The sequence below is a fragment of the Rothia endophytica genome (genome assembly GCF_928381505.1).
Lineage (GTDB): Bacteria > Actinomycetota > Actinomycetes > Actinomycetales > Micrococcaceae > Rothia > Rothia endophytica_A.
In genome coordinates this window covers 50,179-75,011 of sequence record NZ_CAKMSJ010000011.1, presented here as the reverse complement: position 1 = coordinate 75,011, position 24,833 = coordinate 50,179, and the positions used below count along the sequence as shown (strand labels likewise).

Genomic DNA, 24,833 nt, shown 5'->3' with positions numbered 1-24,833 from the left:
TTTAGCTCACTCACCCACGAGATGTCGCTCTCTTTAGCGGGGCGGTAAGGTGGTACCTATGTCTGAGAACCACGAACAGCCGAGTGCGCCCAGCCTTGAAGCCCTAGAGAATATCCGCATCTGGTCGCGGTGCACCTTCTTGTCGTTGGTTCTCGCTTTTGGCATGACCAATTTTCAGGGGTGGGGCAACGCTCTTGCACTGCTGCTTTTTTCCCTGACCATTGGGCTAGCTATCACCACCATGGTGAAGATGCTGAAGGCTAAGTTCCCCTTTTTCTCGGTGCTGCTGATGATTATGATCGTGATTTGGTCGCTCTTCCTCAGCCTCTCATCGGGTGTGCAGTTACTCTTCCCCGAGGCTGCAGGCAACTACGCTAGCTGTCTAGAGCAAGCGCTCACCATTGCCCGTAGCGACCAGTGCACCGAACAAATGAGTGACGGCATTTTCAGTCAGATTATGGGTGGCAACTAGCCTAAAGGTTAGATCCGACGCCGTGACTTCGGGCGGCGTATGACCGGTCGGAAGGTTTTTTGAGGTTCTTGGGCTGGCTCAGTATCTGTGGCTTGGTCTTTACCCTCAGTAGCATCCTCGGCACCGTCTACGCCATCGGGTTTTTCTTCGCTATCAGTCCCCGATTTGGCAGTCTCTTCCTCTCGCTTCACGGGGGCCGACGTTTGTTCGATAACTGCCTCATCCTCATCACTGGTGCTCTCAGGCGCCGCGTCAGCTGCCGGTTCCAGTTCTGCGGCATCATCGGTGGTTTCTTCCACAGGTTCAGCTCGTACTGAACCAGCGGCTTCGTCGGTATCAGTCTCAGGAGTCTCAGCCTCAGTACCAACTACCTTCTTGCCCCGGCGCTTGCGCTTAAAACGAGTCTTGGGGGCAGCGGAGTCCTCTGCGAATCGGTCAAGCTCACCGGTGGTATCGCGCACCAGCAGGTGGGCTAGCCCCAGACCCAGCATAATGCCAGCAGCCAGAAGCACCGCAGCATACAAACCAAACATCAGAGGGTTGGGGCCAATCTCGGTAAAACGCCCCAGGCCCAAAGAACCGTTGGCAACCCAGCCCAGCAGAGCTGTAACCGTAAAGGTAGGAATCAGGCTAAAGATCGCCAGGCAGATGGTAGAGAGCGGCCAAGAAAGCCAACGGAAACGAATTTTGAGGGCGAACCACTCATCCAGGTGATTCTCACCTTCACGGAAGAACCACCAGCCTCCCACCGCACCGGCAGCTACCGGCACCATCAGCGCCAACAGACCCAGTGGGTAGGACGCGTGCGGCAGAGCACCCAAGATGGGGAGGGCGGGCATCACCCCAGCGTCGGTGCCGGTCAAATCAGTCGATGTGCCGGTGCCCAGAGCAAAGCCGGCCCCGGAACTCCACGCCATGGCGTATATAACGAAATTAGGGATGAGACCCAACTGCAGCAGAGTCAGAGCGGTGCCGCCCACAACCCCAGCACGCAGGGTCTGGTAGAGGGCGATAACGTCGTCCCAGTGCCAGAAAATAGTGAGCGCCAACAGCAGAGCCCCACCAGCCCCCAGCGCCAGCACACTCACCAGTGCAGCACGCACCGCAGCCCAAATGTAAGACCCGGCCCAACGAGAATACTGACTAAACTTCTTGACCCAGTCGGCAGCATTCACACCAATCATGGCAGCCAGGGAGCGTGACTCCGCGTAACCACCAGCCAGGACGCCCAGCACCACTACCCAGAGGGGAATAAGCGCTGCAAAAACCGGCGAGGTAGCAAAGTAGTCGCCGGTTGAAAGCGCACTAATAGCTACGCTAACCAGCGCGTAAGCGCCCATACCGCCCACAAGTGGCTGCCAGAACTGACCCTCATAGGAGGCCCGCGCCAAGCGCCTACCCGAACGAAAACAGAGCGCTAAAGGTATCAGTGTCAGGCCCAGGGGCATGAGACTCATGGTGCCCGAAACCGCCGTAAATGCACCCTGCGCCGGGATGTCCATAGCCAGCGGAACACCGTGCACCAGCAACCAGACATGGCCGGCTACCGAGGCAACACCGGCAAAGGTGCTGTTATCAAAACCGTTGGTATACCAAACAGCTGCCAGCAAAAGGACAACGGTCAAGTAACTCAGCGCTGCAACGAGGGCAAGCTCAACGGCCCCCTGCAACCACAGGGGCATGGGCAAAGAACGCGGGGGGCGGGCTGGTGTTTTCATCGCTTTTATCATGTCATGTTTTGTTTGCTTATACCCAAGCGCTGGGCGCCTTTACAGCAAGTTCCCCGAATGATGTTGAGCATGTTAGGTAGAGTGCACCTATGAGCATTGACCAATCCTACGTTCTGATTACCGGTGCCTCAGCTGGCATTGGTGCCGAATTTGCGCGCCAGTACGCAGCTGCCGGTTACCACCTGGTGCTAACCGCTCGCAGGGTTGCCGCGCTGCAAGAGCTGGCTGAAAACCTGCGGGCAGAGTGCGGTATTAACGTAGAGGTGTTACCCGCTGACCTACTCAATCCCGATGATCTAGAGCGCCTGGTAGCTCGTCTACAGCAGGATAAAGCTCCGGTAGAAATTCTGGTCAATAACGCAGGCTTCGGTTTAGGTAGCTCTTTCGACGCTTCCACTGCCCAGCAGCACCTGGCCCAGGTGGACGTCCTCGCCAAAGTTCCCTTGCTACTCATGCACACCGCCATCACCGCCATGCTGCCCAGGGGCAGGGGGCGCATCATTAACGTCGCCTCGGTAGCGGCCTTCACACCCGGAGGCACCTACTCAGCGGTCAAAAGATTTTTAGTGTCTATCTCTGAGTCAGCCCACCTGCAGTACGCACCGCGTGGCGTCACCGTCACGGCAGTCTGCCCGGGCCTCACCCGCTCAGAATTCCACGACGCCATGGGGCAAGCAGCTCCTTCCCTACCGGGTTTCCTCTGGCTGGCCCCACAGAAGGTAGTAACGGACGCCATTGCTGCTAGTCACCGGGGCAAGGCGCTCTGCGTACCCTCATTACCCTATAAGGTTGCGGTTAGTCTCACCAAGGCTCTGCCCCGGGCAGCGGTTGCCGGGCTGATTGCACGCACCCGCAACTACTAGGGGTAATGTTCAGCAGTTAAGATTCGCTAACGGACGCGGCGGCGGCGAGCAGACCCTCTCGCCCGGTTCGCTAGCGCTCTCAAGGCGATTCATGCCAGCCCCATCCAGCTCGCCGCCGCGTCCGTCAGCTGTGAATTCAAAGACAGCTCTTTGCAGGTTAATGGTTAATAAGAACTTAGTCTTCGAGCCAGGGGTTTGAGGCGGGCACACCCCAGCTGCGGTAGACCTCAGCCTTGGAGGAGATAATTTCAAGCTCATGTACCGCCGCTGTGGCGCTCATCAGCCCTTCCAGGGCAGCGGTTGGTAATGGAGTGGACGTTGATGAGCCCACCGCATGTAACTTAGGTTCGGCGTGCCGTCCAGCCCATTCCAGAGAGACACGGGCGTCAACGTCCAGCACGTGTTCACCGAAACGATCCGTCAGCTCAGACAGCCAGCGGTCTGTCTCGGGGTAGGGGTAGAGCCCCTTTAGCTCACCAAGGCTCAGCACCGAAATGTAGAGGGTGCGGTAGGAGCGGCGGCGCAAAAACGCCACCACAGTGGGGTGGGGGTTTACCTTGCGGATCTCGGCAAGGACGTCCGAATCAAGAAGAAGACCAACCTGGCTCATGCAGCTTTCAGAACACCGTATTCAATAGCAGGGATGCCGCTCGGGTTAGGAGCCAGCAAAAAATTCAGGAACTCGCTACGCTCGTTCGAGATACGAGTGTAGTCCTGAATGCTCATCGCGGTAAAACCACCGCGAGCAGGTACAGATGCAGCAGAGATATTCTTCTGGACAGAGATGTGGGGGCGAGCATTAGACATGGTGCCTTTGCGCGTAAGGTGCGCGTTCCTTTCCTAACGTGCTCTTGTCTACACCAAACAGCGCCGATATGCGCGATGCAGACCGCTTCGTCATCCGAGCCACCCGTGAACATGGGGTTGGCGTTCAACTAAAGTCGGAGCTTAGCAGTTGAAACTCTTGAAGCTGGTTAAAACTGTAACCTACACACGCCCAGCCTGTAAACAGGTTTTCACCATTCGATCCATAGATTTTCTTCCCCTCCCATCCCCTTCCTTTACTCACGTCACCCTTTAGGTCTGCGATAAGCTAGACGATTAGGTTAATTCGCTAGCTGGGCCGCAAAGCTCTGCGCTGGGTGGGTGCCCTCTCCGCCGGCTGGTCGGGTCTGGCGTGAATCATGGCGAGCGCCCCGACGCGAGCCATGAGAGGGTCAGCTGGCGGAGAGGGCACCCACCCAGCAAAGGGCTTCCACTCACCACCAAGTTACCGCTGTTTACTAGCTTTCGCACCGAGGTTACTGTGTCATCCACTCACTCAGCTTTTCCCGAGATTCCCGTGACTGCCCCTGCCCTGATTCGGCAGGTGGGTCACGGTGCTTATACGCGCGGTCAGCGGTATATGCGCGAGGGCATGGTGGTGCGCTACACCTACGATGAGGGCGCCCGGACGCTGACCGGTCAGGTGGCGGGTAGCGGCTCCACACCTTATGAGACAACGGTGATTTTCCCGGCTGAAGTTCTTACCGGGTCATCGTCTTTCACGTCGTATTGTTCCTGCCCGGTGTCCCATAACTGCAAGCATGCGGTGGCTCTGATGCTGACCGCTATTGATCGGTCTGCCAAGGCAAAGAAAGCGCACACAGCTAACTCTTCAACCTGGCGGTCTGCTCCTGACAACGAGTCGGCTTCTCTCCCGATGGAGGACAAGCAAAAGCTGGTGGATGACCTACGGCAGCAGATGGCGCAGAGGGAAGCCGAGCTGGCCCTACCCGCTGGTGATGCAAGCCAAACAGCGCCACCTGTTGATGGGGCGGCGTCCAAGTTACCGGCTTGGCGGAGGTCTCTGGCCTATTCACTCTCTAGCCGGCCCAGTTTTGATAGCCGGACGCACGGGGTGTCCGGCGCTCTGGATTTACGGCTGGTGGTGCCGGGTAAGTACGGCTGGACCAAAAATAATAGGGCTCCCAAGGTTAGTTTGGAGGCCCGCCCGGTGATGATGGGTGCCCGCGGCAAGTGGATTAAGGGTGGGCTGACCTGGGAAAAATTCTCGGGTACAGCAGCCGGGGCGTCCGGCACGGGTCTACTCCCCGAGCACGCCAGCTGGTTCACCGAGTTCTATGCGGTCATTCGCGGGTCTCAGTCCATCTATTCATCACACCGCGATTGGGCATCCATCTCTAACGTTGATTCTTCTCTGCTCTGGCAGCTTTTGCGGTCTGCAGAGGAGTTGAATCTGCCCATCCTGCTGGACGGGCAGGAGGCAGGTTTAGCGGTAGCTGACGAGCCTGAGGTGGAGCTCAGCCTTGAAACCGTTCCCGAACGCGGCAGTAGCAGTAATGCTCTGCGTCTTACCCCCATTCTGCGCTGGGGCGGATACACTCTGCCGGCCAATCTCACCCACAAGCTGGGCGTCACCCGCCGCGGTTTTATTGCCCTGGGCGGGGCTGCGCAAAAGCACTATGTTGACGCTGCCACCGCCGCCCGTTGGGAGTCCGCGCTGCCCTCTGCTCTGGCTCATGTAGATGAAGTGGCGATGCCGAGTGAAGTCAGCTCAGCAGATGGTGAGAGCCACCGACCCTCCTGGCTCGGCGCTGATGCCCAGCTGGTGTTGATTCCGCTGGCAGAGCCGCTGGAACCGGTGGCCGAAACGCTGGTGTCCGGTGAACCGGTGACCGTACCTGCCGCCGATGTACCCACCTTCTTTAGCGATTTCTACCCCCAGCTCACCCGCTCCCTGCCCCTCTTTACCGCAGATGAGCAGGTGCAGCTGCCCGCCGTCCGCTCACCGCAGCTGGTTTTATCGGTGGAGTTCACTCCCGGTAGCCAGGGCTTTGAGGCGGCCACCCGCTGGCGCTGGGACTACCCGGCTAACCCGGTGGGCACCGATGATGAGGTCATTGCCCTAGACGCCCTGGGCTACCCTGGTGAGGACAGGGCAGATATTCGAGATACTGCCTATGAGCACCGGGTTCTGAAAGAAGTGAAGCGGGTACGCCCTGGCGTTCCTTTTGGCAAGAATCGTTTTGAGGGCTGGTCTACCCGCACCCTGCTAGAAACCTACCTGCCCGCCTACCGGGGCATCGACGGGGTTCGGGTGGAACTACTGGGTCAGGTGCCGGAGTTCCGTGAACTGGATGAAGCCCCCGAAATCGTAGTTACCGTGGACGATACCCGCCGCCGCGACTGGTTCGGTCTGGGCATCGCTATCAAAGCCGGTGAGTGGCACGTTGCTTTCGCAGATGTGCTGGCAGCGCTGGCTAAGGGGCAGACCCACCTGTTGCTGGGCAACGGCGAGTACTTTGCTCTAGACCGCCCGGAGTTCATGAAATTACAAGAACTGCTGCGGGAGGCACGCGATCTTTCTGATAAGAGTGGGCCTCTAGAAATCAGCCGCCATCAGGTGGGGCTCTGGGAAGAGCTCGAAGAGTTAGCGGCTGAAACCCAGACCGTTACTACCTGGGACGAGCAGGTCGCCGCTCTGCTGGATCTTGACCATCATTCTCCTGCAGAGGTGCCCACTACCCTTGCCGCCGAGTTGCGCCCCTACCAGGTTGAGGGATACCAGTGGCTTGCCTTCCTTTGGGAACAGTATCTGGGTGGTGTGCTCGCCGATGATATGGGCCTGGGTAAAACGATGCAGACCATCGCCCTCTTTTTGCACGCCAAGTCAGTGTGGGAAGCCGAGCAGGCAGAAAAAGCTACGCAGGACGCCGGTGAAGCCCAGGCGAGTTTCCCACCCTTCCTGGTGGTCGCGCCAACCTCTGTGGTGCCCAACTGGGTGCGGGAAATCCACCGCTTTGCCCCCAGCCTGAAGGTGGTGGGCATAGAAGAATCTACCCGGAAGTCCAAGCAACGGCTGACAGACACCATTGCTGGAGCTGATGTGGTGGTGACCAGCTACGCCCTCTTCCGTCTGGATGAGGACAGCTACTTTCATATCGGTGCTGACGCCGACTGGAACGGGCTAATCTTGGACGAAGCGCAGTTCGTCAAGAACGCCAAGACCAAGGCACATAAGGCAGCCCGCGACCTACCTGCCCGCGTCAAAATCGCGGTCACCGGCACGCCTATGGAGAATAACCTCATGGAGCTATGGTCCATGTTCTCTATTTCAGCCCCCGGCCTCTTCCCCTCAGCCCGCGCCTTCAAAGATGCGTACGCTACCCCCATCGAATCCGGGGAAGAAACCAAGGCGCTGGGCAGGCTGCGCCGCCGCGTGCGTCCGCTCATGAAGCGCCGCACCAAGGAACTGGTGGCAGCTGACCTGCCCGAGAAGACCGATGTGCGCGTGGACGTGCCTCTGGCACCTGGCCACCGCAAGGCCTACGACACCCATCTGCAGCGCGAGCGCCAGAAGATTCTGGGTCTGCTGGAAGACATGGATAAGAACCGCTTTACCATCTTCCAGTCCCTGACTACCCTGCGCCGCCTAGCGCTGGACGCCTCTCTCATCGATGCCGAGAAATACGGGTCAGTGGAATCCTCCAAGCTGGACTACCTGCAGGAGAACCTGCCTGAGATTATTCACGACGGGCACCGGGCACTGATCTTTAGCCAGTTCACCAGCTACCTGAAAAAGATTGCTGAACGCTTGGCTGATATGGGCATCCCCTACCTCTATCTGGACGGTTCTACCCGCAACCGCGGGGAAATTTTGGAGGCCTTTGAGCAGGGCACCGCCCCGGTCTTCCTGATTTCACTCAAGGCAGGTGGCTTTGGTCTGAATCTAACCAGCGCCGACTATTGTTTCATCATGGACCCCTGGTGGAACCCTGCCGCTGAACAGCAGGCGGTAGACCGTGTGCACCGCATTGGGCAGACCAAGAACGTTATGGTCTACCGATTGGTCTCTGCCGGAACCATTGAAGAGAAGATCATGGAGCTCAAGGACACCAAGGCAGCGCTCTTCGATGCTGTGGTAGATGAGGGTCAGTTCTTTAGCGGCCAGCTCACCGCAGCCCAGGTGCGGGACCTACTCACGTCAGAGCCGGAAGATTCTACTGACAGACCGTCCCCCACTGGCTAAACTAAAGCTCATGCCCAAGCTCTTTATGGATACCGCCCCGCTCAAAACCTCACCGGAGTTCCGGCGGATCTGGCTCGGTGGCATGTTCTCCACCGTGGGCTACCAGATCACTGCGGTTGCCATTGCCCTAGAGATTTATGCGCTCACAGGCTCACCGGCAGCGGTTGGGCTAACCGGGCTGGTTGCCCTGCCTTCCATGATCCTCGGTGGGCTCTACGGTGGCGTCATTGCCGATCGCTACGACCGGCGTAAGGTGGCTCTGACCGCTTCTATCGGCATGTGGGTGCTGGCAATGCTGGTCGCTCTGCAGGCCTGGCTGGCGCTGGAGCAGGTCTGGGTGCTCTACGCTCTGATTGCCTGCGAGTCTCTGCTGCAGCCCATTAACCAGGCAGCTCGCGGGGCTATCATTCCCCGGCTGGTCAAGCGCAGGCTGTTGCCCGCTGCTAATACCCTCATGATGAGCGTGGGCACCCTGGGCATGAGTCTGGGGCCTCTGCTCAGCGGTTTGCTGGTGGCCAGCGTGGGCTATCGGTGGACCTACCTCATTAACGTCTTTGCCTTCATGGTCGGGCTCTGGGCGCTCTACAAGCTACCGCCTATGCTCCCCGAAGAAACCGGCCAACCCAAGGTGCGGGGCTTCCGGTCAGTGGCTCAGGGCTTAGCCTTTGTGAAGGGCAACAAGGTGGTGGGCATGTCCTTCCTGGTCGATATCCTGGGCATGCTTTTCGCCCAGGTGCGCCCCCTCGTTCCCGCACTGGCAGCACTGACATTTGGCGGTGGAGAGGCAGGTGCTGGTTTCCTTCTAGCCGCCGCTCCAGCGGGTGCCTTGTTGGGCCTCTTCCTCTCAGGTTTCTTGGGCGGCATCGCCCGCCAGGGGCGTTTTCTAACGCTCAGTTACGCCGGCTGGGGTGGCGGCTTCATGGTCTTTGGGCTGGTGGTTCTTGCCTACGAGGGGCGGCCGGTGAGCTCTTCGGTCTCAGAGTCTTTTATACCCCTGCTGTTGGCGGCTCTGCCTCTGGCGTTTATGGGCTGGGCGGACGCCCTGGGCGGGGTTTATCGCTCCACGATCTTGCAGACCGCTGCCCCGGATTCCCTGCGCGGACGCCTGCAGGGGCTCTTCATTATCACGGTTGCGGGTGGGCCCAACCTGGGCTTCGCACTGGTCGGTGCATCGGCAGAGCTAGTGGGTAGCGCCTCCACTGCTCTTACCGGTGGTGCCTTGGTGATCATCCTGATTGCCCTAGCTACTCTGGTGCAGCCTGCCCTCTGGCGCTACGTACCAGAACCTGTGCCCGATACCCGGCAGATACCGCAAGTCTAATCACCGCCACCGTGCGCCCTAACGCCGAGCGTGCGGCTTAGAGGCGCACGCTCGGCGATAAGTCGCACATTCGTGCAAGAAACAAAACCCAAAGGAGCGGCCCGGCACACACAGGTGTCGGGCCACTAGCTAACAGTTCAAGAACTGGGCGGGTTTAGAAGGTGATGGTCGCCGGGTCAGCGCCGATGCGGCCGTCCTCACGGGACAGGGCATCAATAGCCGAGACCTCATCACCGGTCAGTTCTACCTTGAGGGACTCAAAGTTCTCAACAATACGCTCGGGGGTCACCGACTTGGGGATAGCCACGTTGCCAATGGCCCGGTGCCATGCAAGAACTACCTGGGCGACGCTGGCGTCATGCTTTTGCGCGATCTCAGCCAGAACCGGGTTAGACAGCAGGTCTGAGCCATTACCCAAGGGGCTCCACGCCTGGGTAACGATATCCAGCTCAGCGTGCACCTCACGCAGGTTCTCCTGAGCGAAGTAGGGGTGTAGCTCGATCTGGTGGATAGCGGGGGTCACGCCGGTTTCAGCGATGATCTCTCGCAGCTGCTCCTCTGGGAAGTTCGAGACACCAATGGAACGAGCCTTGCCTTCCTTCTGCAGCTCAATGAGTGCCTTCCAGGTATCAACGTAGAGACCCTGTGAGGGCTTAGCCCAGTGGATCAGCAGCAGGTCAACGTAGTCGGTTCCCAGGCGCTTCAGTGATGCTTCCGCGGCAGCCTTAGCTGCTTCAAAGCCCTGCTCGTCGTTCCAGACCTTGGTAGTCAGGAAGATGTCTTCGCGGGCAACACCGGAGTTGGCAATCGCGGTGCCGGTGCCTTCTTCATTGCCGTAAATCTTGGCGGTATCGATGTGGCGGTAACCGGCATCCAGCGCCAGGCCAACAACCTTCTCAGCGGTATCGTTCTCTACCTGCCAGACGCCGTAGCCCAGCTGTGGAATCTCGTTGCCATCGTTGAAAGTGAGGTTGGGTGAAACAGTCATGAGTTTCCTTTCCTAAATGTTCTTTCCTTCAGCCTAGGCGAGCGCCGGATTAGCTGAACAGGGGTTTCGGCAGTAGTGAAACCGTGCCGTCACCTCGCGTCATAAAAGGTGGAGGGTCTTAGGCAGTAAAGCTGCGGCGGTCGCTGTAGGTGGGTGCGCCCAGGTCGCCTTCAGCGGGGTCACCACCCAGGCGATGCCCGCGATCAAGGGCGGTAATGGTCTCAACTTCAGCAGGTGTGAGTTCAAGGAATTGGGCAGCGAAGTTAGACGCCATGCGCGCCGGGGTCTCGGTCTTAGGAATAACCACAAAACCGCGGGCAATGTGCCAGGCAATAATCAGTTCAGCAACCCCTACACCGCGAGTAGCTGCCAGCTCTCCCAGGGTGTCGTCGCCCAGTTCCAGCCCGTAGCCCAGGGGGCTCCAAGACTCAGTGAGGACGCCGCGCGCCGCGTTATCTGCTGCCGCCTGAGTCTGTGCCAGATAGGGGTGCACCTCAATCTGATTGGCCACGGGAGTTACACCGGTGTCCCCGATGATGTCATCCAGCTGAGCGGCAGTGAAGTTAGAAACGCCAATAGAGCGCACCAGCCCGCGCTCACGCAGTTCCACCAGAGCCTCCCAGGATTCCCGGTAGCGCCCCATCGCAGGCTGCGCCCAGTGAATGAGGTAGAGGTCTAGGTAGTCCTGCCCCAGAATTTCCAGCGAGCGCTCACAGGCTTCAATGGCAGTTTCACGCCCCTGGTCAGTGTTCCAGAGTTTGGTGGTCAGAAAGATATCCTGCCGTGCTAGGTCAGAGGCGGCGAGCGCTGCCCCCACCCCGGCTTCATTCTTGTAGATGGTGGCGGTATCGATGTGGCGGTAGCCGGCTTCCAGAGCAGATAGGACGGCGCCCTCGGTCTTTTCGGGAGCAATACGGCAGGTGCCAAAGCCCAGCTGCGGAATGCTCTTTCCATCATTAAGGGGCAGAGTCAGCGGAGTAGTCATGAGGTCTTCCTTTCGACGGTGAACTTCTATACATGCAGTCGGGCCTAACCGCGGGTTAGTGTAGCTTAGGGCGAGCTGGCATGGGGCTGGCATGAATCGCCTTGTGAGCGAAGCGAACCGGGCGAGAGGGTCAGCTCGCCCTTGCTATGCTAATCAGCGGTTGGGTCTAACTTTTGATAAATCTCAGATGAACTTAGCGGCGCTTGCGTGCCGGTGCGGGTTTGTCTTCTAGCAGGAGGGACAAGGAGATACGTTTGCGTTTGGGGTCTACCTCCACCACGCGCACTCGCACCACTTCGCCGGATTTGACCACGGTGTGCGGGTCGGAGACGAAGCTGCGGCTCATCTGCGAGACGTGCACCAGGCCGTCCTGGTGTACCCCGATGTCTACGAAAGCTCCGAAGGCGGCCACGTTAGAGACGGTGCCTTCGAGGATTATGCCGGGGGCTAGGTCGCTGATGCTTTCAATACCTTCAGCAAATTGCGCGGTCTTGAAGACAGGACGCGGGTCGCGGCCGGGTTTGGCGAGTTCAGCAAAAATGTCGGTGACGGTGGGTAGGCCCAGGGTGTCGGTGACGTAGCTAGCAGGTTTTAGCTGCGCTAGGGCTGTTTCATCGACTGCACCGACCGAGGCACCGGCGTCCGCCAGTATGGCGCGTGCTACTGGGTAGGCTTCGGGGTGCACACCAGAGGCATCCAGAGGTTCGGTGCCGCCGATGATGCGCACGAAGCCGGCTGCCTGTTCAAAAGCCTTGGGGCCTAGGCGGGGTACTTTGAGCAGATCTTGTCGGCTGGCAAAGGGGCCGTTCTCATTGCGGTAGGCAACGATGTTCTCGGCAATGGTGCGGTTGAAACCAGCCACACGCGCCAGCAGGGCCGGTGAAGCGCTGTTAACCAGCACACCTACGGCGTTCACGCAGTCCTCAATCACAGCGTCCAGGGCACGGCCCAGAGCTGCGGGGGAAACGTCGTGCTGGTACTGGCCCACACCGATGGACTGGGGGTCAATCTTGACCAGCTCAGCCAGCGGGTCCTGCAGACGGCGGGCAATAGAGACAGCCCCGCGCAGGGATACATCCAGATCAGGTAGCTCCACCGTGGCAAGCTCGGAGGCAGAGTAAACCGAGGCACCGGCCTCAGAGACCGTCACCTTCTGCACCCCGGTCACACCGGCAGACGTCAGTCGCTTGAGCAGGTCAGCTGCCAGCCGGTCGGTTTCGCGTGAGGCCGTGCCGTTGCCAATGGCAATCAGCTGAACCCCGTGGCGCTTTACCAGTTCTTCCAGGCGCGCTAGAGCGTCCTCCCACTGGTTACGCGGAACGTGCGGGTAAATAGCGCAGGTCTCTAACACCTGCCCAGTGCCGTCCACAACCGCTACCTTGACACCGGTACGGAAACCCGGGTCCAGGCCCAGGGTGGGGCGCTCACCAGCAGGTGCCGCTAAGAGCAAATCTCGCAGATTAGAAGCAAACACCCCGATGGCGTCCTTCTGCCCCTGCTCAAACAGGTCAGTCCGCACCTGCCCCGCTAAGCGCGGTAAAAGACGCTGACGCCAGGCAAGACGCACCGTCTTTGTCAGCCAGCCCACCACGCGCTCCTCATCAGAAACCATGTTGAGCACCTGGGCGCCAATGCCCAGAGACTCCGCGACAGTGCGCTCGTACCAGCTGCGCTCGCGGTCGTATTCTTCTGCCAGAATTTCGGCAGCTTCGCGGGCGGCACCGGTCAGTTTGGACCTGGCCGGGGGCAGCACATCCACGTCGATACTGACCTTAACCGCCCCCTCTTTTTCGGCGCGCAGGAGCGCCAGCACACGGTGAGAGGGAATGCGGCGGATCTCTTCACTGAATTCAAAGTAGTCACTAAATTTAGCCCCAGCCACCTCCTGGCCGGGCACGAGCCGGGCGGTTACTACCCCGCGGCGGGTAAAACGCTGATAAAGGGTTGTTGCAAGAGCGACATCGGTCGAAGCAGCTTCCAGCAGAATGGCGCGGGCACCCTCTAGCGCATTGTCAGCGTTAGCAACCACGTGCTCCACGGTGCCCGGTTCAGCATCGGCCAGCTCAGGCTCAACATAGGCCTGAGCGATATCGTAGGCAGAAGCGAAAGGCACTTCCAGTAGGTCCTCAACCAGGGACTCCATACCGGCTTCACGTGCCAAGAAGGCGAGGGTGTTACGCTTGGTTTTATGCGGAGCGTAGAGAGCTTCAAGCTCATTTTTGGTGGTTGCAGCAACCAGGGCTGCACCCAGCTCATCGGTTAAAAGCGCCCGCTCGTGTAGGGTGCGCACAATTGCTTCGCGGCGTTCTTCAAGCTCCCTCAGGTAGCGCAGCCGCTCCTCCAGCGCACGGAGCTGCACATCGGTCAGACCGTCCGTGGCTTCCTTACGGTAACGGGCAATAAAAGGCACCGTTGACCCGTTATCCAGCAGCTGCACAGCGGCCCGAACTTGGGTAAGTTTAATCCCCAGCTCATCTGCAATGGTCTGCTCAATCGTGCGGTGGGTGCTGCCTGCTAACGTCATAGTTCCTAGTTTCTCATTAAGCGGATCAGCGGTGAGCTTTAAAACATGTCGTAACAGTTAGCCTGTCTAGTAGCATACAGACGCTAGCCACCCTAAAGTTATGGAAGACATCCGTTCAGGGTGCTACCCCACAGCTCTTGGAGAACCGTAATGACCAGCACCGATGACGCCGACTATCTGGCTTTTTGCGACCGTTATGAGTCCCTATTTTCTGGGCTAGTCTCAATGGGGTGGACGCACGCCGAGGTCTACACTCGAGTCACTACTCTCTTCCCCCATATCAACCGTGAACACTTCGAGGCCGCAATGGCCTCAGACCGTTGGGTTTTTACCGGGCGCCAGGAACAAACGCTCAATAATGTAATGATGGCGGCAGCACTCTGGTATGCAGTAGCGATAACCTACGACCTTGAGGCAGATCCTGAATACGCTGCGGTTCACCTTGACCCCGTCATCCTGCAAGATCTACCCCGCTTGCTCGATTCGTTGGGGTCTGCCCCTGAGAACATCTCCGAGATTATGGGCAAGCTGGGAGCCGCCCTGAAGTATCTGGCAAAGCACCCCTACACTGAGCTCCACGAAGCTGAGTATGATGATCTGCTCGAGAACCTTCCCGCCCCGGCAGCACGGGTAAGCGGCGGCACCCTTGAATGGCCGCCCACCCGCGCAGTCATCGAAAACCGCCTGGGCGACCGTTCATGGTCTGTTGCTCTCCTCAAAACAGGTATCTGCCCGCCGGACGCTGCCGACCAGGGTATCTCGCTCTCAGCAAGCTCCCTCACCGACCGCACTTTCCGCAACGCCCTGGGCGAGTTCCTCAACTACTGCGTGCGGTACGACCGCAAACCCACCGTAATGCTCTACGGCCACTGGGCGGAGTCCACCACCCGCCACTACAAAGCACCTCACCTGGGCGCTATCCGCGCTAAATACGGCTCATGGCACATCGCCCTCCAAGAGGGCCGCTCACTCATTAATGACGCCCTGAACCTCAGCAGTTCAGCTGCCCTGCCCGTGCGGAGCACCACTCACCCTGACCCCACCGAACCCCTTAACATTGATGACATCACAGCCCAGGGCATCGGCATCGTCCAGCCCAAAAAACTTAGCACCGAAGAAGAGACCCTAAAAGCCTGGGACGGCCTCACCCAGGTCATGCAGCAGCGTCTCGAAGAACTCCCCTGGAGCCTCTCGCTGCACCTCTACTACATCTCCCCCGCAGTAGCAGCAACCGGGGATTACACCAACTACGCCAGTGTGCTGCGCTCCCCCGCAGGCTACTTCTGCGAACTCACTTCAGCCAGTGAATTCACATCTATCGATGTCACCATCACCGATGAGGTCCTCGCTGCCGCAGGCTGGGAAAACCCCTTGAGCAACGGCAGGTGGACCAAAAACTTCCTCTCCGTCGGTGAAGCCGCCCAAGACATTATCGCCGCCATGCGCTATGGCATGGGCTGCACCCAGCCGGACTACTACCAGTCAGATGACCCGGCTAATATGCAGGCCCTCGAAGCTAACCCCAGCACCGGGTCAATCCCCATGGTGCCTGTCACCGGTGAGGGCTACGTCTCCATCGACGGATCCTAGAACGCCCTCGGGCATACCTCGATTCTCCACACCTCCAGACCCCTCAAGCTCAAACCAGCACGCTAGCGCTTAACTGATGGCGATTGCTCTTGTGTGCTCGCGTGCTCGCGCCCGCTGCGCTTCATCTCGCTTCGCTTCGGAAAACTCGCAGTCGGGGTCGAAGGTGTTCCGGCTCGGCTACTCCTCGGCAATTAATGCACAGTAGGATAGACCCTTATGACTCCTCGCCGCCCTAACCGTAGACTGCCTAACCCTACTAATCGTCAGATTAGAGGCGCTGTGCGGGTGTTCGGCAGCTTCCCAGCCAAGCTGCGCGCCGTCCTGGCAGTAGGTTTACTTCTGACGCTTCTTGTCGCTGGTCTTCTTTGGCTTCGATCCTATAACTGGGATGTTGAGGATGCACTGAATGGCGCCCGGCACAGCAGGGGCCAGTCGGTCAGCACCGGTTTTGCCGGCTCCGGGGTGCACACCTACGGTAAAGCCTCCGAGGTGCTGAACGGTTTAGAGGTGAGCAACAGCGCGGCTCAGAGCACCTACAAACGGAATCTTTATGGGGACCCGTGGGCAGATATAGACTCCAACGGCTGTGATCAGCGCAATGACGTGCTGACCCGCGATCTGCAGGATCTAGAGAAAAACGGGAAATGCAGAGTCATGGCGGGCACCATTATTGACCCCTACACCGCCGAAACGATTCATTTCGAGCGAGGCCCTAAAACCAGTGAAGCGGTGCCCATCGATCACGTTGTAGCCCTCTCTAACGCGTGGAATAGCGGCGCCTGGCAGTGGAGCTATGAAAAGCGGGTGCTATTCGCCAACGACCCGTTGAACCTTCAGGCAACCGGGCAGCGTCCCAACACCGAAAAATCTGATAAGAGCGTGGATGCCTGGTTGCCGCAACCGGGCTACCGCTGCGAATATGTGGCCCGCCAAGTATCAGTCAAAGCCTCCTACGGGCTGTCTGTCACCTCGGCTGAGAAACGTGCCATGGCTCGCGTGCTGAGCTCCTGCCCTGAACAGCCTGCCTACCGATCGCAATTTAGCCGCTAGTAATAATCCGGCAAGCGTCCTGACCCGTGATAAAGATAGAAGGGGGTAAGGACGCCCCACCTAAGGCTCAGCAAGGAGGCAGCAGTGAGCACGGAGTTTGCCGGCTATCGTCGCGGTTCGCGCGAGTACCGCCGTCTGCTCATCGCCATGTTTGCCGCTGGTCTTGCCACCTTTGCCCAGCTCTATTCCCCCCAGCCCTTGCTACCTGCCATCGCACAGGATCTGCGTTTTTCTGCAGATACAGCAGCGCTAACCATGTCCTGTGCCACCGCCGGTCTTGCAATCTGCACCCTACTCTGGGCGTCGGTTGCTGACCGTTTTGGTCGGGTGCGCACCATGACCGTTGCAGTGCTGGGTGCCACATGTTTCGGGCTACTCACCCCCTGGGTCAGTCACTACCCGCTCATGCTCCTGCTCCGCACCGTTGAGGGTGCCTTTCTGGGTGGGGTGGCTGGTCTGGCTGTCGCCGTCATTGTGTCAGAAGCCCACCCTTCGGTGCGCGCTGCTGCTACCGGACTTTATATCTCGGGAACCAGTATTGGTGGGCTAGCAGGCAGAATCATTGCTGGCCCTCTCTCTGAGGTCATGAGCTGGCGGCTCTCCATGTTCGCTGTCTCGGTGGTGGGGGCACTAGCTGCGGTTCTTTTTATCACGCTCATACCAGCCTCCCACGACCGTCAGCGAACACCTGGCGCCTCGCCAGAATCTAGCGGGGTAGGCTCTGCACCGGGTTTCCTCCACAAAATGAGAGGCCTGCTGACCAATATGCAGGTGCTAGCTCTCTTCTTTGCTGGTTTCGCTCTGATGGGCGCCCTGGTCAGTATCTATAACTACATCGGTTTCAAGCTGCAGGCACCCCCCTACTTTCTCTCCCCCACCCTCATCGCCTTCCTCTTCCTGATGTATCTCTTTGGCACGGTGTCATCGGGGGCGGCCTCACGGCTGACTGGTAGACACGGACTCAAACCTGTTTTTCTGGCCTCCTGCCTGCTCATGGCGGCAGGCATTCTGCTCACCCTGGCGGACCCCCTGCCGGTGGTGGTGCTTGGCTTAGCTGTTCTCACCACCGGTTTCTTTGCCGCACACGCGATTGCCTCTGGTTGGGTGGGTATGCTCTCCCTCGATGCCAAAACCCAGGCAACTGCCCTCTACAACTCTTTTTATTACACTGGGTCCGCTCTCGTGGGGTGGGCTACAGGCCTGCTCTACACGGCTGCTGGCTGGTCAGGCACTGCCCTTGCCTGCACGGGCCTGCTGCTGGTATCTGCTCTTTTTTCAGCTCTAGCCCTGGGCAAAAAAGCAGGGTGAAAATACGAGCTTTCTTTCCCCTGGCGTGCCGTGTTCAGCTAAGAAGCAATGGTGATTACGCTTGGGAGTAGCAAGACTGTTTCCGCTTGAAACCTGTGTCTTCCGTTGATGGATTTCACAGAAAAATGTTTTCACGGTAAAGTTTTCGTCATACTGATAAACCAACAGAACGGAATTTTCATGAGCCTTCTTTCAAACGCAGCTCTACGCGCAACTTCTGGCCCATTAATCCTCAACTCCGGCATCGGCAAGCTGAATATGGACGAGGGCACCTACGGCTACCTCAAGAGCATGGCAGCCACCGGCGTCCCTGCCGTTGAAAAGCTCTCAAATCAGCAGTTTGGTAAGGCACTTGCCTTCGGCGAAACCGCACTGGGTGCTGCACTACTGCTCCCCGTCGTCCCCGCTAAGCTGGCTGGCCTGGGTCTGACCGTCTTCTCAGCCGGCATGCTGACCATGTACTTCGGCAACGATGACATGACCCAGAATGACGGCATCCGCCCCACCCAGGAGGGCACCAGCCTGGCTAAGGACTTCATCATGCTCGGCGCTGGCCTAGCCCTGCTCTTCTCATCAAAGAAGAAGTAGCGACGCCAGATCTAAGCCCCGCATCAGCTGCTCTCAGAGCAGCAGGTGCGGGGTTTTTTGTGGCTGCAAACAGCAGCACATGACCTGTCATAACCGACAGCCTGCTGTTTATTTCGTGGTACATTGCTGTCTAGGCAAACTACCCTTGCACCACAGGACATACCATGGACGCGCTCCAAAACATACTCGATTCCGCTAGCTCCTTCATCTGGGGCCCCTGGCTTCTACTCCCCCTACTGGTGGGAACCGGCCTCTTTTTGACCCTGCGGCTGGGGCTGATTCAGCTACGCCTCTTCACCAAGGCAATGAGCATCCAGTTTGGACGCCGCGCCAAACAACCCGGTCTCAAAGGCGAGATTTCATCATTCCAGGCGATGAGCACTGCCCTCGGAGCTACGGTGGGCACCGGCAATATTGTGGGCGTAGCTCTTTCCATCAGCATCGGTGGCCCCGGCGCCCTCTTCTGGATGTGGGTCACCGCCATCTTGGGTATGGCTTCCAAGTACGCGGAATGTTTTTTGGGTGTGCGCTTTCGCCACTATGACAAGATGGGGGAACTGACTGGCGGCCCGCAAGCCTACCTGCAACGGGGCATCCCCAATAAGTTCGGTAAGTTCCTGGCTACGATGTTCGCTATCTGCTGCGTCTTTGCCTGCTTTGGTATTGGCAACATGACCCAGTCCAACGCTATCTCTGCCAACCTGGACCACTCTTTTGGCATCTCACCGGTTGTAACAGCTGTTGCACTGGCTGTACTGACCGCTGCCGCCCTACTAGGCGGCATCAAGATTGTCTCCAAAATAGCCGCGATTTGTGTGCCCCTTATGATCCTGCTTTACCTGGGTTTTGGTAGCTACATCGTGATGCTCAACGTCGGGCAGATTCCCGAAGTTTTTGGCATGATTTTGCGAGGTGCCTTCACCGGTGAAGGTGCTGCCGGCGGCGCGGTGGGTGCAGGCTTCCTCATTGCCATGCAGATTGGCGCCCAGCGCTCACTCTTCTCTAACGAATCGGGTATGGGCACCGCGTCCATTCCCGCCGCGGTAGCAGCTACTTCTCACCCGGTGCGCCAGGGTCTAGCGTCCATGACCCAGACCTTCGTGGACACCATCATCGTTATTTCCATGACCGGCTTCGTCATCCTCACCACCGGCACCTGGACGGGCGATGACCCCGCGACCATGACCTCTCTGGCTTTCGCTACCGGCCTGCCCGGTGCCTGGGGTGGCTACATCGTGACCTTCTGTCTGGTGCTCCTGGGCTATTCCACCGTGCTGGGCTGGTCCTACTACGGCGAGCGTGCCCTAGAATCTCTGGGTGGCGGACGTCGTGCCATCACCGGCTACCGTTTGGCCTTCGCTATTATGTGCGGTGTGGGCGCTATTGCACCCCTCACTATTGTCTTTACTTTCTCAGACCTAATGAACGGCCTGATGGCTCTTCCCAACCTGGTAGGTCTGTTGTTGCTCTCTGGCCTGGTGGCACGGGAAACCAAAAAGTACCTGACCCATGACCCCAATTTTGAGGCAACGGTGGATACCATCGACGGATTTATGTACGGGCTGCCCGGCGGTTTGGATGCCCAGATTGACCATCAGGTTGACCTATCCCAGAAGAACCCGGAACTTGAACACCCGGACACTACCAGCCTCAAAGTGATTACCGAAAAGATGCTTGAGGAGCATACAGCAACGGCTGAGGCGGCACCGGTCTACGATGTAACCCTCACTAACGTACAGACCGGTTCTATACCCCTGCAGACCGGTTCACTGCCCATCATCCAGCAGGCTAAACCCTCCTTCGGCACTCCCACTGATCCCAGGGCCAGTAAACCTTAGAATCGACGCCAACGTGCATGCGCACTTTCCCCGGTAAACTGGTAGCTGCCCTACACAGGGTGCAGGTGTGCACTTAGGTTTTCCGTGCCCCTGCCCATCGCACCGGTGACTGCCGGCGCACGAGACCTCAGGGAGAGTCATGGAAACCAACAAGCAGAAAGCCGATCTAGAGGATAAGGCGCAGCGCGTAGCTGCCGGCGAGGACATCCACGCACCGGCACCCGAGATTTTTCATCGCCAGCCTTACTCTTTTGTGCGCCGAGGTGATCGCCTGACCGCCCGCCGCCAGAAGGCCTGGGACGCCTACGCCCCCAGCCACGTGCTGGATTTACCTCGCGCTATCGGTGATACCTCGGTAGCCGAGGGCGCTGTTTTTGACCAGGAGAAGCTCTACGGTCGCACCGCTCCCCTGGTACTTGAAATCGGTTCAGGTCTGGGTGAAGCGATTGTGCACCGCGCCGCCCAGGTGCCTGAGAATGACTTCCTAGCAGTTGAGGTCTATACCCCGGGCATCGCTGACCTGCTGCTGAAGATGAGCCAGGCAGGGGTTGAAAATGTGCGGGTTGCTCAGGCGAACGCTCCCGAGCTGCTGGATAATCTGCTACCCGAAAATTCAGTGGATGAGGTGTGGGTTTTCTTCCCGGACCCCTGGCACAAGGCACGCCATCACAAGCGTCGCCTGGTCTCCCCCGGTTTTGCAGATAAAATTGCCCGCGTGCTCAAGCCCGGCGGCACCTGGCGCCTGGCTACCGACTGGGAAGAATACGCTCTGGTGATGCGAGAAGTTCTGGATGCTCACCCCGCCTTCACCAATGCCCACGCCGGTGAGGGTGTCACCGAGGAAGACCCCATTGGCGGCTGGGCACCGCGCTGGGAAGGACGCACCCTGACCAGCTTTGAGCGTAAGGCAGGCGAAGCAGGGCGTCGCGCCCACGACCTGACCTACATTCGTAACTAGAAGATTTGTTCACATGGCCCCTGCCAGCGGTACTAATGCAGCATATTTCTGAATGAGTAGCGATGATTCAACGAAAGAGAGCCGGGATGGACCCGGCTCTCGCTCCACTTTCAATCTTTCAACCGGGGCACTTTAGCCCTCAGCCAGCAACTCACGCACGCGCGGGATCACCTGCGTGCCGTAGAGCTCAATAGAGCGCATGGAGTACTCGTGAGGCAGGGGACCGTTAGAGTACTTGAGGTCAAAACGCTGAATACCCAGGGCCTTGACGGTAGCGGCAATCTTCTGAGCCACAGTCTCGGGTGACCCGACGTAGAGCGATCCGTGATTTACTTCGTTGTCGAACTCGGCGACGCTGGCTGGTCCCCAGCCGCGCTCGGCACCAATCTTGTTGCGGTTGGCAATCCAGTGCTGACGCAGCTGTGCCTTGGCTTCTTCGTCAGTATCTGCAATGTGTCCAGGTGAATGGACGGCAACGGGCAGACCGGTGTTACCCAGCTGCGCGTTGGCTCGGTGGTAGAGATCCACGAAGGGCTTAAAGCGCTCTGCCGGGCCACCAATGATGGCAAGCATCAGCGGTATCTTGTACTGGGCTGCTCGAGCCACAGACTCGGGGCTACCGCCCACAGCAATCCACTGTGCAAGGCCGTTTTCGGTCTTGGGGTAGATTTCCTGGTTGACCAGCGGGGTGCGGTTGCCGGGGTTCCAGTTGACGGGCTCCTCGGTGACAACACGGGAGAAGAGTTCGAGCTTCTCGGCAAAGAGCTGGTTGTAGTCTTCCATCTTGTAACCGAAGAGTGGGAAGGACTCGGTAAAGGAGCCGCGGCCCAGAACCACTTCAGCACGGCCATTACTCATAGCATCGATGGTGGCAAAGCGCTGGTAAACGCGGATGGGGTCATCAGAGCTGAGCACAGTTACGGCTGAGCCCAGGTGAATGCGCTCGGTTGCGGTGGCGATGCCCGCTAGGACGGTGTCGGGGGCTGATACGGCGTAGTCGGGGCGATGGTGCTCACCTACGCCAAAAAAGTCGATGCCGACGCGGTCAGCCAGCTTTGCCTGCTCCACGACGTTGCGGATCACCTGCGCCTGATGCAATGGCTTGCCGTCGAGGTCTTGGGTGGAATCGCCAAAGGTGTCCAGGCCAAACTGGACATCCATGCCGGTAACCGGGGGCAGGTTATCGCGCAAGCTAGCTGAGGTGGTGATGTCGTCAGCGGTGAGGTGTGAGGTCATGAGTTTTGCCTTTCATCCGACGGTAATTTATTTTACAAAGAAAGTATCTCACGGTGCAGAGAAAGGCACAAGAAACAATACAAGCCAGCACAACGCGCACTTCAGGCCGTTGGGTGATGCAATGGCCAAGAACAACAAAAGCCCCTTTCAGGCAGTCATTATTCACAACCTGAAAGGGGGTCACTCTCATTTACTATTCTTGGGGCGGTAGAGCACCACGGCCTGGGAGCGCTGGCGGGCAGCAGGACGCTTGCCGCGTGCCAGGTGCACGATATCGCCGGACGCACCAGCAGCGAAGACACGGGAGCCGTCCTGGATACGGTGAAGTAGAGCTTCGTTCTCTCGCAAAAGCTCAGCATTCCGAGCCTTAAGAGCCTCCACCTGGTGCTCCAGTTCCATCACGCGCTTGATGCCTTCTAGGGATACGCCTGACTGCGAGAGCTCCTGAATTTCTTGGAGCTTCTGCACATCCCGCTCAGAGTAGCGGCGGGCCTTACCCGGTGCGCGAGAGGGTTGAACCAGGCCCAGGCGGTCGTACTGGCGCAGGGTCTGAGGGTGCATCCCTGCCAGCTCTGCCGCCACCGAGATGACGAAGACCGGTCGGTCTGATTCAAAGGCCATGGTTACACACCGGCTTTCCTGAAGAGTTCTTCGCGCGGGTTACCTTGGGGTGCCAGCTCCATGAAGCGGGATAGGGCTTCCTGCGCCTCGTCCGTAAGGCCTGTGGGTACCTGCACCTCGGGTAGCACCAGCATATCGCCGGTTCCCTGCTTGGTCACGAAGCCGCGGCCCTTGGCTCGCATCTTGCGGCCCGCAGGCGAGCCTGCAGCCAGGCGGAGCTTGACGCTCTTGCCGTCCAAGGTGGGCACCTCTAGAACGGTGCCGTTAATGGCTTCGTCCAGGGTGACGGGTACACGCACCAGCACGTTATCGCCCTCGCGTTCAAAGACAGGGTGCGCGTCCACTCGCACGGTCACCAACAGGTCGCCAGCACCGCCGTGACCGGCGTGCCCCTTGCCACGCAGACGCACCTTTTGGCCGTCCTTGACGCCCTGGGGCAGACGGGCTGTGGTCTGGGAACCGCCGGGGCGGAAGACGCTAACCTCGGCACCCTCATAGGCCTGCTTGAGGCTGATGCGGGCACTGGTCGTAGCGTCCTGCCCCTTGGGGGCGGGCTGTTGGAAGCCGCCGGCACCGCCGGGGAAACCTCCACCCATACCACCGGGGAAACCACCGCGGGATGAGCCACCGCCCATACCGCCTCCGAACATTCCGCCCAGCAAGTCCTCAATATTGATGCCCTGGGAGCCACCACCGGTGCTGTAACTAAAGCTGCCTGCCCCACCGGGGAAACCTCCCCCGGGGAACCCACCGGCACCGCCCGGGAAGCCGCCGCCGAAACCGGCAGCCCCGTACTTGCGGATCTGGTCGTATTCTTCGCGCTGCTTCTTGTCCGAGAGCACGTCATTGGCTTCAGAAATTTCTTTGAACTTCTTTTCAGCCGCGGTGTCGCCGGGGTTCTGGTCGGGGTGGTACTTACGCGCTAGCTTGCGGTAGGCCTTTTTGATGTCTGTGTCTGAGGCGGTTTCAGAGACGCCCAGTACCTTATAAAAATCTGTGTTCAGCCAATTTTCACTAGCCATGTGCGTCTCCTTCCGGGTAGACGGTCATCGTTTAGAAAAAGTTTTTTGCTGCCCAGTTAGGGCTGTGGGCGGGCACTAGATGTGCCCGCCCACCGTGGTTTTAGTCTGCCTTATTCAGCGACTGCTACCGCTACCTGCGCGGTGCGGACGACGCGGTCGTTGACCTTGTAGCCGTAGCGCAGAACCATGGATACGTGGTCGGGTTCCACCTCGCCGGTGGGCTGCTGTAGCACTGCCTCGTGCACCTGGGGGTCGAAGGCGTCACCGATTTCGCCGAAGCGGACCAGGCCCTGCTTGGTGAGGGTTTCATCCAGCTTCTTGGCGATTGCGGAGAAGGGGCCGTCTTCCAGGTCGCCGTGGGTGCGAGCCGCGTCAATGTCGTCAAAGACCGGCAGCAGGGAGGCGATGACGTCACCAATCACAAAGTCACGCAGCTGCTCTTTTTCCTTGGTGGTGCGGTTCTTGTAGTTGGTGAACTCAGCCTGAAGGCGGCGGAGGTCTTCGAGACGTTCAGCTGCCAGGGCAGCGTCTGCAGAGGTTTCTGCAGTCTCGCCCGCCTCGGCGGCTGCACCGGTTTCACCCGGTGCAGCGGCCTCGTCGGTGACACCCTCGGTCGCTTCAGGGTGACCGTCAGCGGCAGGAGCACTGAAGGCTTCTTCCAGCGGATCGGTTTCTTGGCCCTGGGGCTCGTTGGTGTTCTCAGACAT

The 24,833-nt window shown here is 59.0% G+C and carries 20 protein-coding genes and 1 riboswitch; of the genes, 10 read left to right on the top strand and 10 right to left on the bottom strand.

Annotated elements, in window-relative coordinates:
• Positions 1–58: 58 nt before the first annotated feature.
• Complete coding sequence (locus tag L6990_RS11220; protein WP_237204293.1) at positions 59–472, top strand: hypothetical protein; 414 nt, start codon at positions 59–61, stop codon at positions 470–472.
• 8 nt (positions 473–480) lie between these two features.
• On the opposite strand, the gene L6990_RS11215 is transcribed toward L6990_RS11220, so the two are convergent.
• A complete protein-coding gene (locus L6990_RS11215) occupies positions 481–2,190 on the bottom strand; it encodes a cell division protein PerM (RefSeq protein ID WP_237204292.1) in 1,710 nt (569 codons plus the stop codon).
• Between the two features lie 101 nt (positions 2,191–2,291).
• Here L6990_RS11215 and L6990_RS11210 point away from each other — a divergent pair, with 101 nt between their 5' ends.
• Positions 2,292–3,065 carry an SDR family NAD(P)-dependent oxidoreductase gene (locus L6990_RS11210; RefSeq protein WP_237204291.1) on the top strand — a complete coding sequence of 258 codons (774 nt, stop codon included), beginning with the start codon at positions 2,292–2,294 and terminating at the stop codon, positions 3,063–3,065.
• 175 nt (positions 3,066–3,240) lie between these two features.
• Here the strand turns inward: L6990_RS11210 and L6990_RS11205 are convergent, their stop codons facing one another.
• Positions 3,241–3,675, bottom strand: a complete 435-nt coding sequence (locus tag L6990_RS11205; protein ID WP_237204290.1) for a plasmid stabilization protein — start codon at positions 3,673–3,675, stop codon at positions 3,241–3,243.
• Entirely contained in the window at positions 3,672–3,872 is a 201-nt protein-coding gene (locus tag L6990_RS11200; protein WP_237204289.1) for a nuclease PIN, read from the bottom strand. Before L6990_RS11200 ends, L6990_RS11205 begins: the two co-directional genes overlap by 4 nt.
• Positions 3,873–3,907: 35 nt before the next feature.
• A riboswitch (SAM riboswitch) is annotated at positions 3,908–4,035 on the bottom strand.
• Between the two features lie 336 nt (positions 4,036–4,371).
• Here L6990_RS11200 and L6990_RS11195 point away from each other — a divergent pair.
• The gene (locus L6990_RS11195) at positions 4,372–8,097 is read left to right on the top strand and encodes a DEAD/DEAH box helicase (RefSeq protein ID WP_237204288.1); all 3,726 of its coding nucleotides are present in this window, start codon (positions 4,372–4,374) and stop codon (positions 8,095–8,097) included.
• Between the two features lie 10 nt (positions 8,098–8,107).
• The gene (locus L6990_RS11190; RefSeq protein WP_237204287.1) at positions 8,108–9,418 is read left to right on the top strand and encodes an MFS transporter; all 1,311 of its coding nucleotides are present in this window, start codon (positions 8,108–8,110) and stop codon (positions 9,416–9,418) included.
• A 154-nt stretch (positions 9,419–9,572) separates the two neighbouring features.
• Here the strand turns inward: L6990_RS11190 and L6990_RS11185 are convergent, their stop codons facing one another.
• The 3 genes from L6990_RS11185 to L6990_RS11175 all read right to left on the bottom strand — a co-directional run bounded on the left by L6990_RS11185 (position 9,573) and on the right by L6990_RS11175 (position 13,915).
• Positions 9,573–10,406 (bottom strand): aldo/keto reductase, encoded by an 834-nt coding sequence (locus tag L6990_RS11185; RefSeq protein ID WP_237204285.1) that lies wholly within the window; start codon positions 10,404–10,406, stop codon positions 9,573–9,575.
• Between the two features lie 118 nt (positions 10,407–10,524).
• Positions 10,525–11,391, bottom strand: coding sequence for an aldo/keto reductase (locus tag L6990_RS11180; protein ID WP_237204284.1), 867 nt, complete (start codon positions 11,389–11,391; stop codon positions 10,525–10,527).
• 193 nt (positions 11,392–11,584) lie between these two features.
• A complete protein-coding gene (locus L6990_RS11175; protein WP_237204283.1) occupies positions 11,585–13,915 on the bottom strand; it encodes a Tex family protein in 2,331 nt (776 codons plus the stop codon).
• Between the two features lie 150 nt (positions 13,916–14,065).
• Here L6990_RS11175 and L6990_RS11170 point away from each other — a divergent pair, with 150 nt between their 5' ends.
• The 6 genes from L6990_RS11170 (at position 14,066) to trmB (ending at position 21,247) form a co-directional block, all read left to right on the top strand.
• Positions 14,066–15,505, top strand: coding sequence for a TY-Chap domain-containing protein (locus L6990_RS11170; protein WP_237204282.1), 1,440 nt, complete (start codon positions 14,066–14,068; stop codon positions 15,503–15,505).
• 216 nt (positions 15,506–15,721) lie between these two features.
• Entirely contained in the window at positions 15,722–16,555 is an 834-nt protein-coding gene (locus L6990_RS11165) for an HNH endonuclease family protein (RefSeq protein ID WP_237204281.1), read from the top strand.
• Positions 16,556–16,639: 84 nt separating this feature from the next.
• On the top strand, positions 16,640–17,863 hold the full coding sequence (locus tag L6990_RS11160) for an MFS transporter (RefSeq protein WP_237204280.1): 1,224 nt from the start codon (positions 16,640–16,642) through the stop codon (positions 17,861–17,863).
• Between the two features lie 180 nt (positions 17,864–18,043).
• Complete coding sequence (locus tag L6990_RS11155; RefSeq protein WP_237204279.1) at positions 18,044–18,451, top strand: hypothetical protein; 408 nt, start codon at positions 18,044–18,046, stop codon at positions 18,449–18,451.
• 164 nt (positions 18,452–18,615) lie between these two features.
• Complete coding sequence (locus L6990_RS11150; protein WP_237204278.1) at positions 18,616–20,289, top strand: alanine/glycine:cation symporter family protein; 1,674 nt, start codon at positions 18,616–18,618, stop codon at positions 20,287–20,289.
• Between the two features lie 139 nt (positions 20,290–20,428).
• The gene (trmB, locus tag L6990_RS11145; RefSeq protein ID WP_237204277.1) at positions 20,429–21,247 is read left to right on the top strand and encodes a tRNA (guanosine(46)-N7)-methyltransferase TrmB; all 819 of its coding nucleotides are present in this window, start codon (positions 20,429–20,431) and stop codon (positions 21,245–21,247) included.
• Between the two features lie 132 nt (positions 21,248–21,379).
• Here trmB and L6990_RS11140 read toward each other — a convergent pair whose 3' ends face one another.
• From L6990_RS11140 to L6990_RS11125, 4 genes are all read right to left on the bottom strand, one after another.
• A complete protein-coding gene (locus L6990_RS11140; protein WP_237204304.1) occupies positions 21,380–22,408 on the bottom strand; it encodes an LLM class flavin-dependent oxidoreductase in 1,029 nt (342 codons plus the stop codon).
• A gap of 261 nt (positions 22,409–22,669) precedes the next feature.
• Complete coding sequence (locus tag L6990_RS11135) at positions 22,670–23,104, bottom strand: heat shock protein transcriptional repressor HspR (RefSeq protein ID WP_237204276.1); 435 nt, start codon at positions 23,102–23,104, stop codon at positions 22,670–22,672.
• A gap of 2 nt (positions 23,105–23,106) precedes the next feature.
• Positions 23,107–24,126 (bottom strand): DnaJ C-terminal domain-containing protein, encoded by a 1,020-nt coding sequence (locus L6990_RS11130; protein ID WP_237204275.1) that lies wholly within the window; start codon positions 24,124–24,126, stop codon positions 23,107–23,109.
• A 110-nt stretch (positions 24,127–24,236) separates the two neighbouring features.
• The gene (locus L6990_RS11125; protein WP_237204274.1) at positions 24,237–24,833 is read right to left on the bottom strand and encodes a nucleotide exchange factor GrpE; all 597 of its coding nucleotides are present in this window, start codon (positions 24,831–24,833) and stop codon (positions 24,237–24,239) included.

Bases quoted from the DNA above. Each gene is read 5' to 3' on its own strand.
- L6990_RS11220 (WP_237204293.1), top strand. From the start codon at position 59: ATGTCTGAGAACCACGAACAGCCGAGTGCGCCCAGCCTTGAAGCCCTA.
- L6990_RS11215 (WP_237204292.1), bottom strand. From the start codon at position 2,190: ATGAAAACACCAGCCCGCCCCCCGCGTTCTTTGCCCATGCCCCTGTGG.
- L6990_RS11210 (WP_237204291.1), top strand. From the start codon at position 2,292: ATGAGCATTGACCAATCCTACGTTCTGATTACCGGTGCCTCAGCTGGC.
- L6990_RS11205 (WP_237204290.1), bottom strand. From the start codon at position 3,675: ATGAGCCAGGTTGGTCTTCTTCTTGATTCGGACGTCCTTGCCGAGATC.
- L6990_RS11200 (WP_237204289.1), bottom strand. From the start codon at position 3,872: ATGTCTAATGCTCGCCCCCACATCTCTGTCCAGAAGAATATCTCTGCT.
- L6990_RS11190 (WP_237204287.1), top strand. From the start codon at position 8,108: ATGCCCAAGCTCTTTATGGATACCGCCCCGCTCAAAACCTCACCGGAG.
- L6990_RS11185 (WP_237204285.1), bottom strand. From the start codon at position 10,406: ATGACTGTTTCACCCAACCTCACTTTCAACGATGGCAACGAGATTCCA.
- L6990_RS11180 (WP_237204284.1), bottom strand. From the start codon at position 11,391: ATGACTACTCCGCTGACTCTGCCCCTTAATGATGGAAAGAGCATTCCG.
- L6990_RS11175 (WP_237204283.1), bottom strand. From the start codon at position 13,915: ATGACGTTAGCAGGCAGCACCCACCGCACGATTGAGCAGACCATTGCA.
- L6990_RS11170 (WP_237204282.1), top strand. From the start codon at position 14,066: ATGACCAGCACCGATGACGCCGACTATCTGGCTTTTTGCGACCGTTAT.
- L6990_RS11165 (WP_237204281.1), top strand. From the start codon at position 15,722: ATGACTCCTCGCCGCCCTAACCGTAGACTGCCTAACCCTACTAATCGT.
- L6990_RS11155 (WP_237204279.1), top strand. From the start codon at position 18,044: ATGAGCCTTCTTTCAAACGCAGCTCTACGCGCAACTTCTGGCCCATTA.
- L6990_RS11150 (WP_237204278.1), top strand. From the start codon at position 18,616: ATGGACGCGCTCCAAAACATACTCGATTCCGCTAGCTCCTTCATCTGG.
- trmB (WP_237204277.1), top strand. From the start codon at position 20,429: ATGGAAACCAACAAGCAGAAAGCCGATCTAGAGGATAAGGCGCAGCGC.
- L6990_RS11140 (WP_237204304.1), bottom strand. From the start codon at position 22,408: ATGGATGTCCAGTTTGGCCTGGACACCTTTGGCGATTCCACCCAAGAC.
- L6990_RS11135 (WP_237204276.1), bottom strand. From the start codon at position 23,104: ATGGCCTTTGAATCAGACCGACCGGTCTTCGTCATCTCGGTGGCGGCA.
- L6990_RS11130 (WP_237204275.1), bottom strand. From the start codon at position 24,126: ATGGCTAGTGAAAATTGGCTGAACACAGATTTTTATAAGGTACTGGGC.
- L6990_RS11125 (WP_237204274.1), bottom strand. From the start codon at position 24,833: ATGTCTGAGAACACCAACGAGCCCCAGGGCCAAGAAACCGATCCGCTG.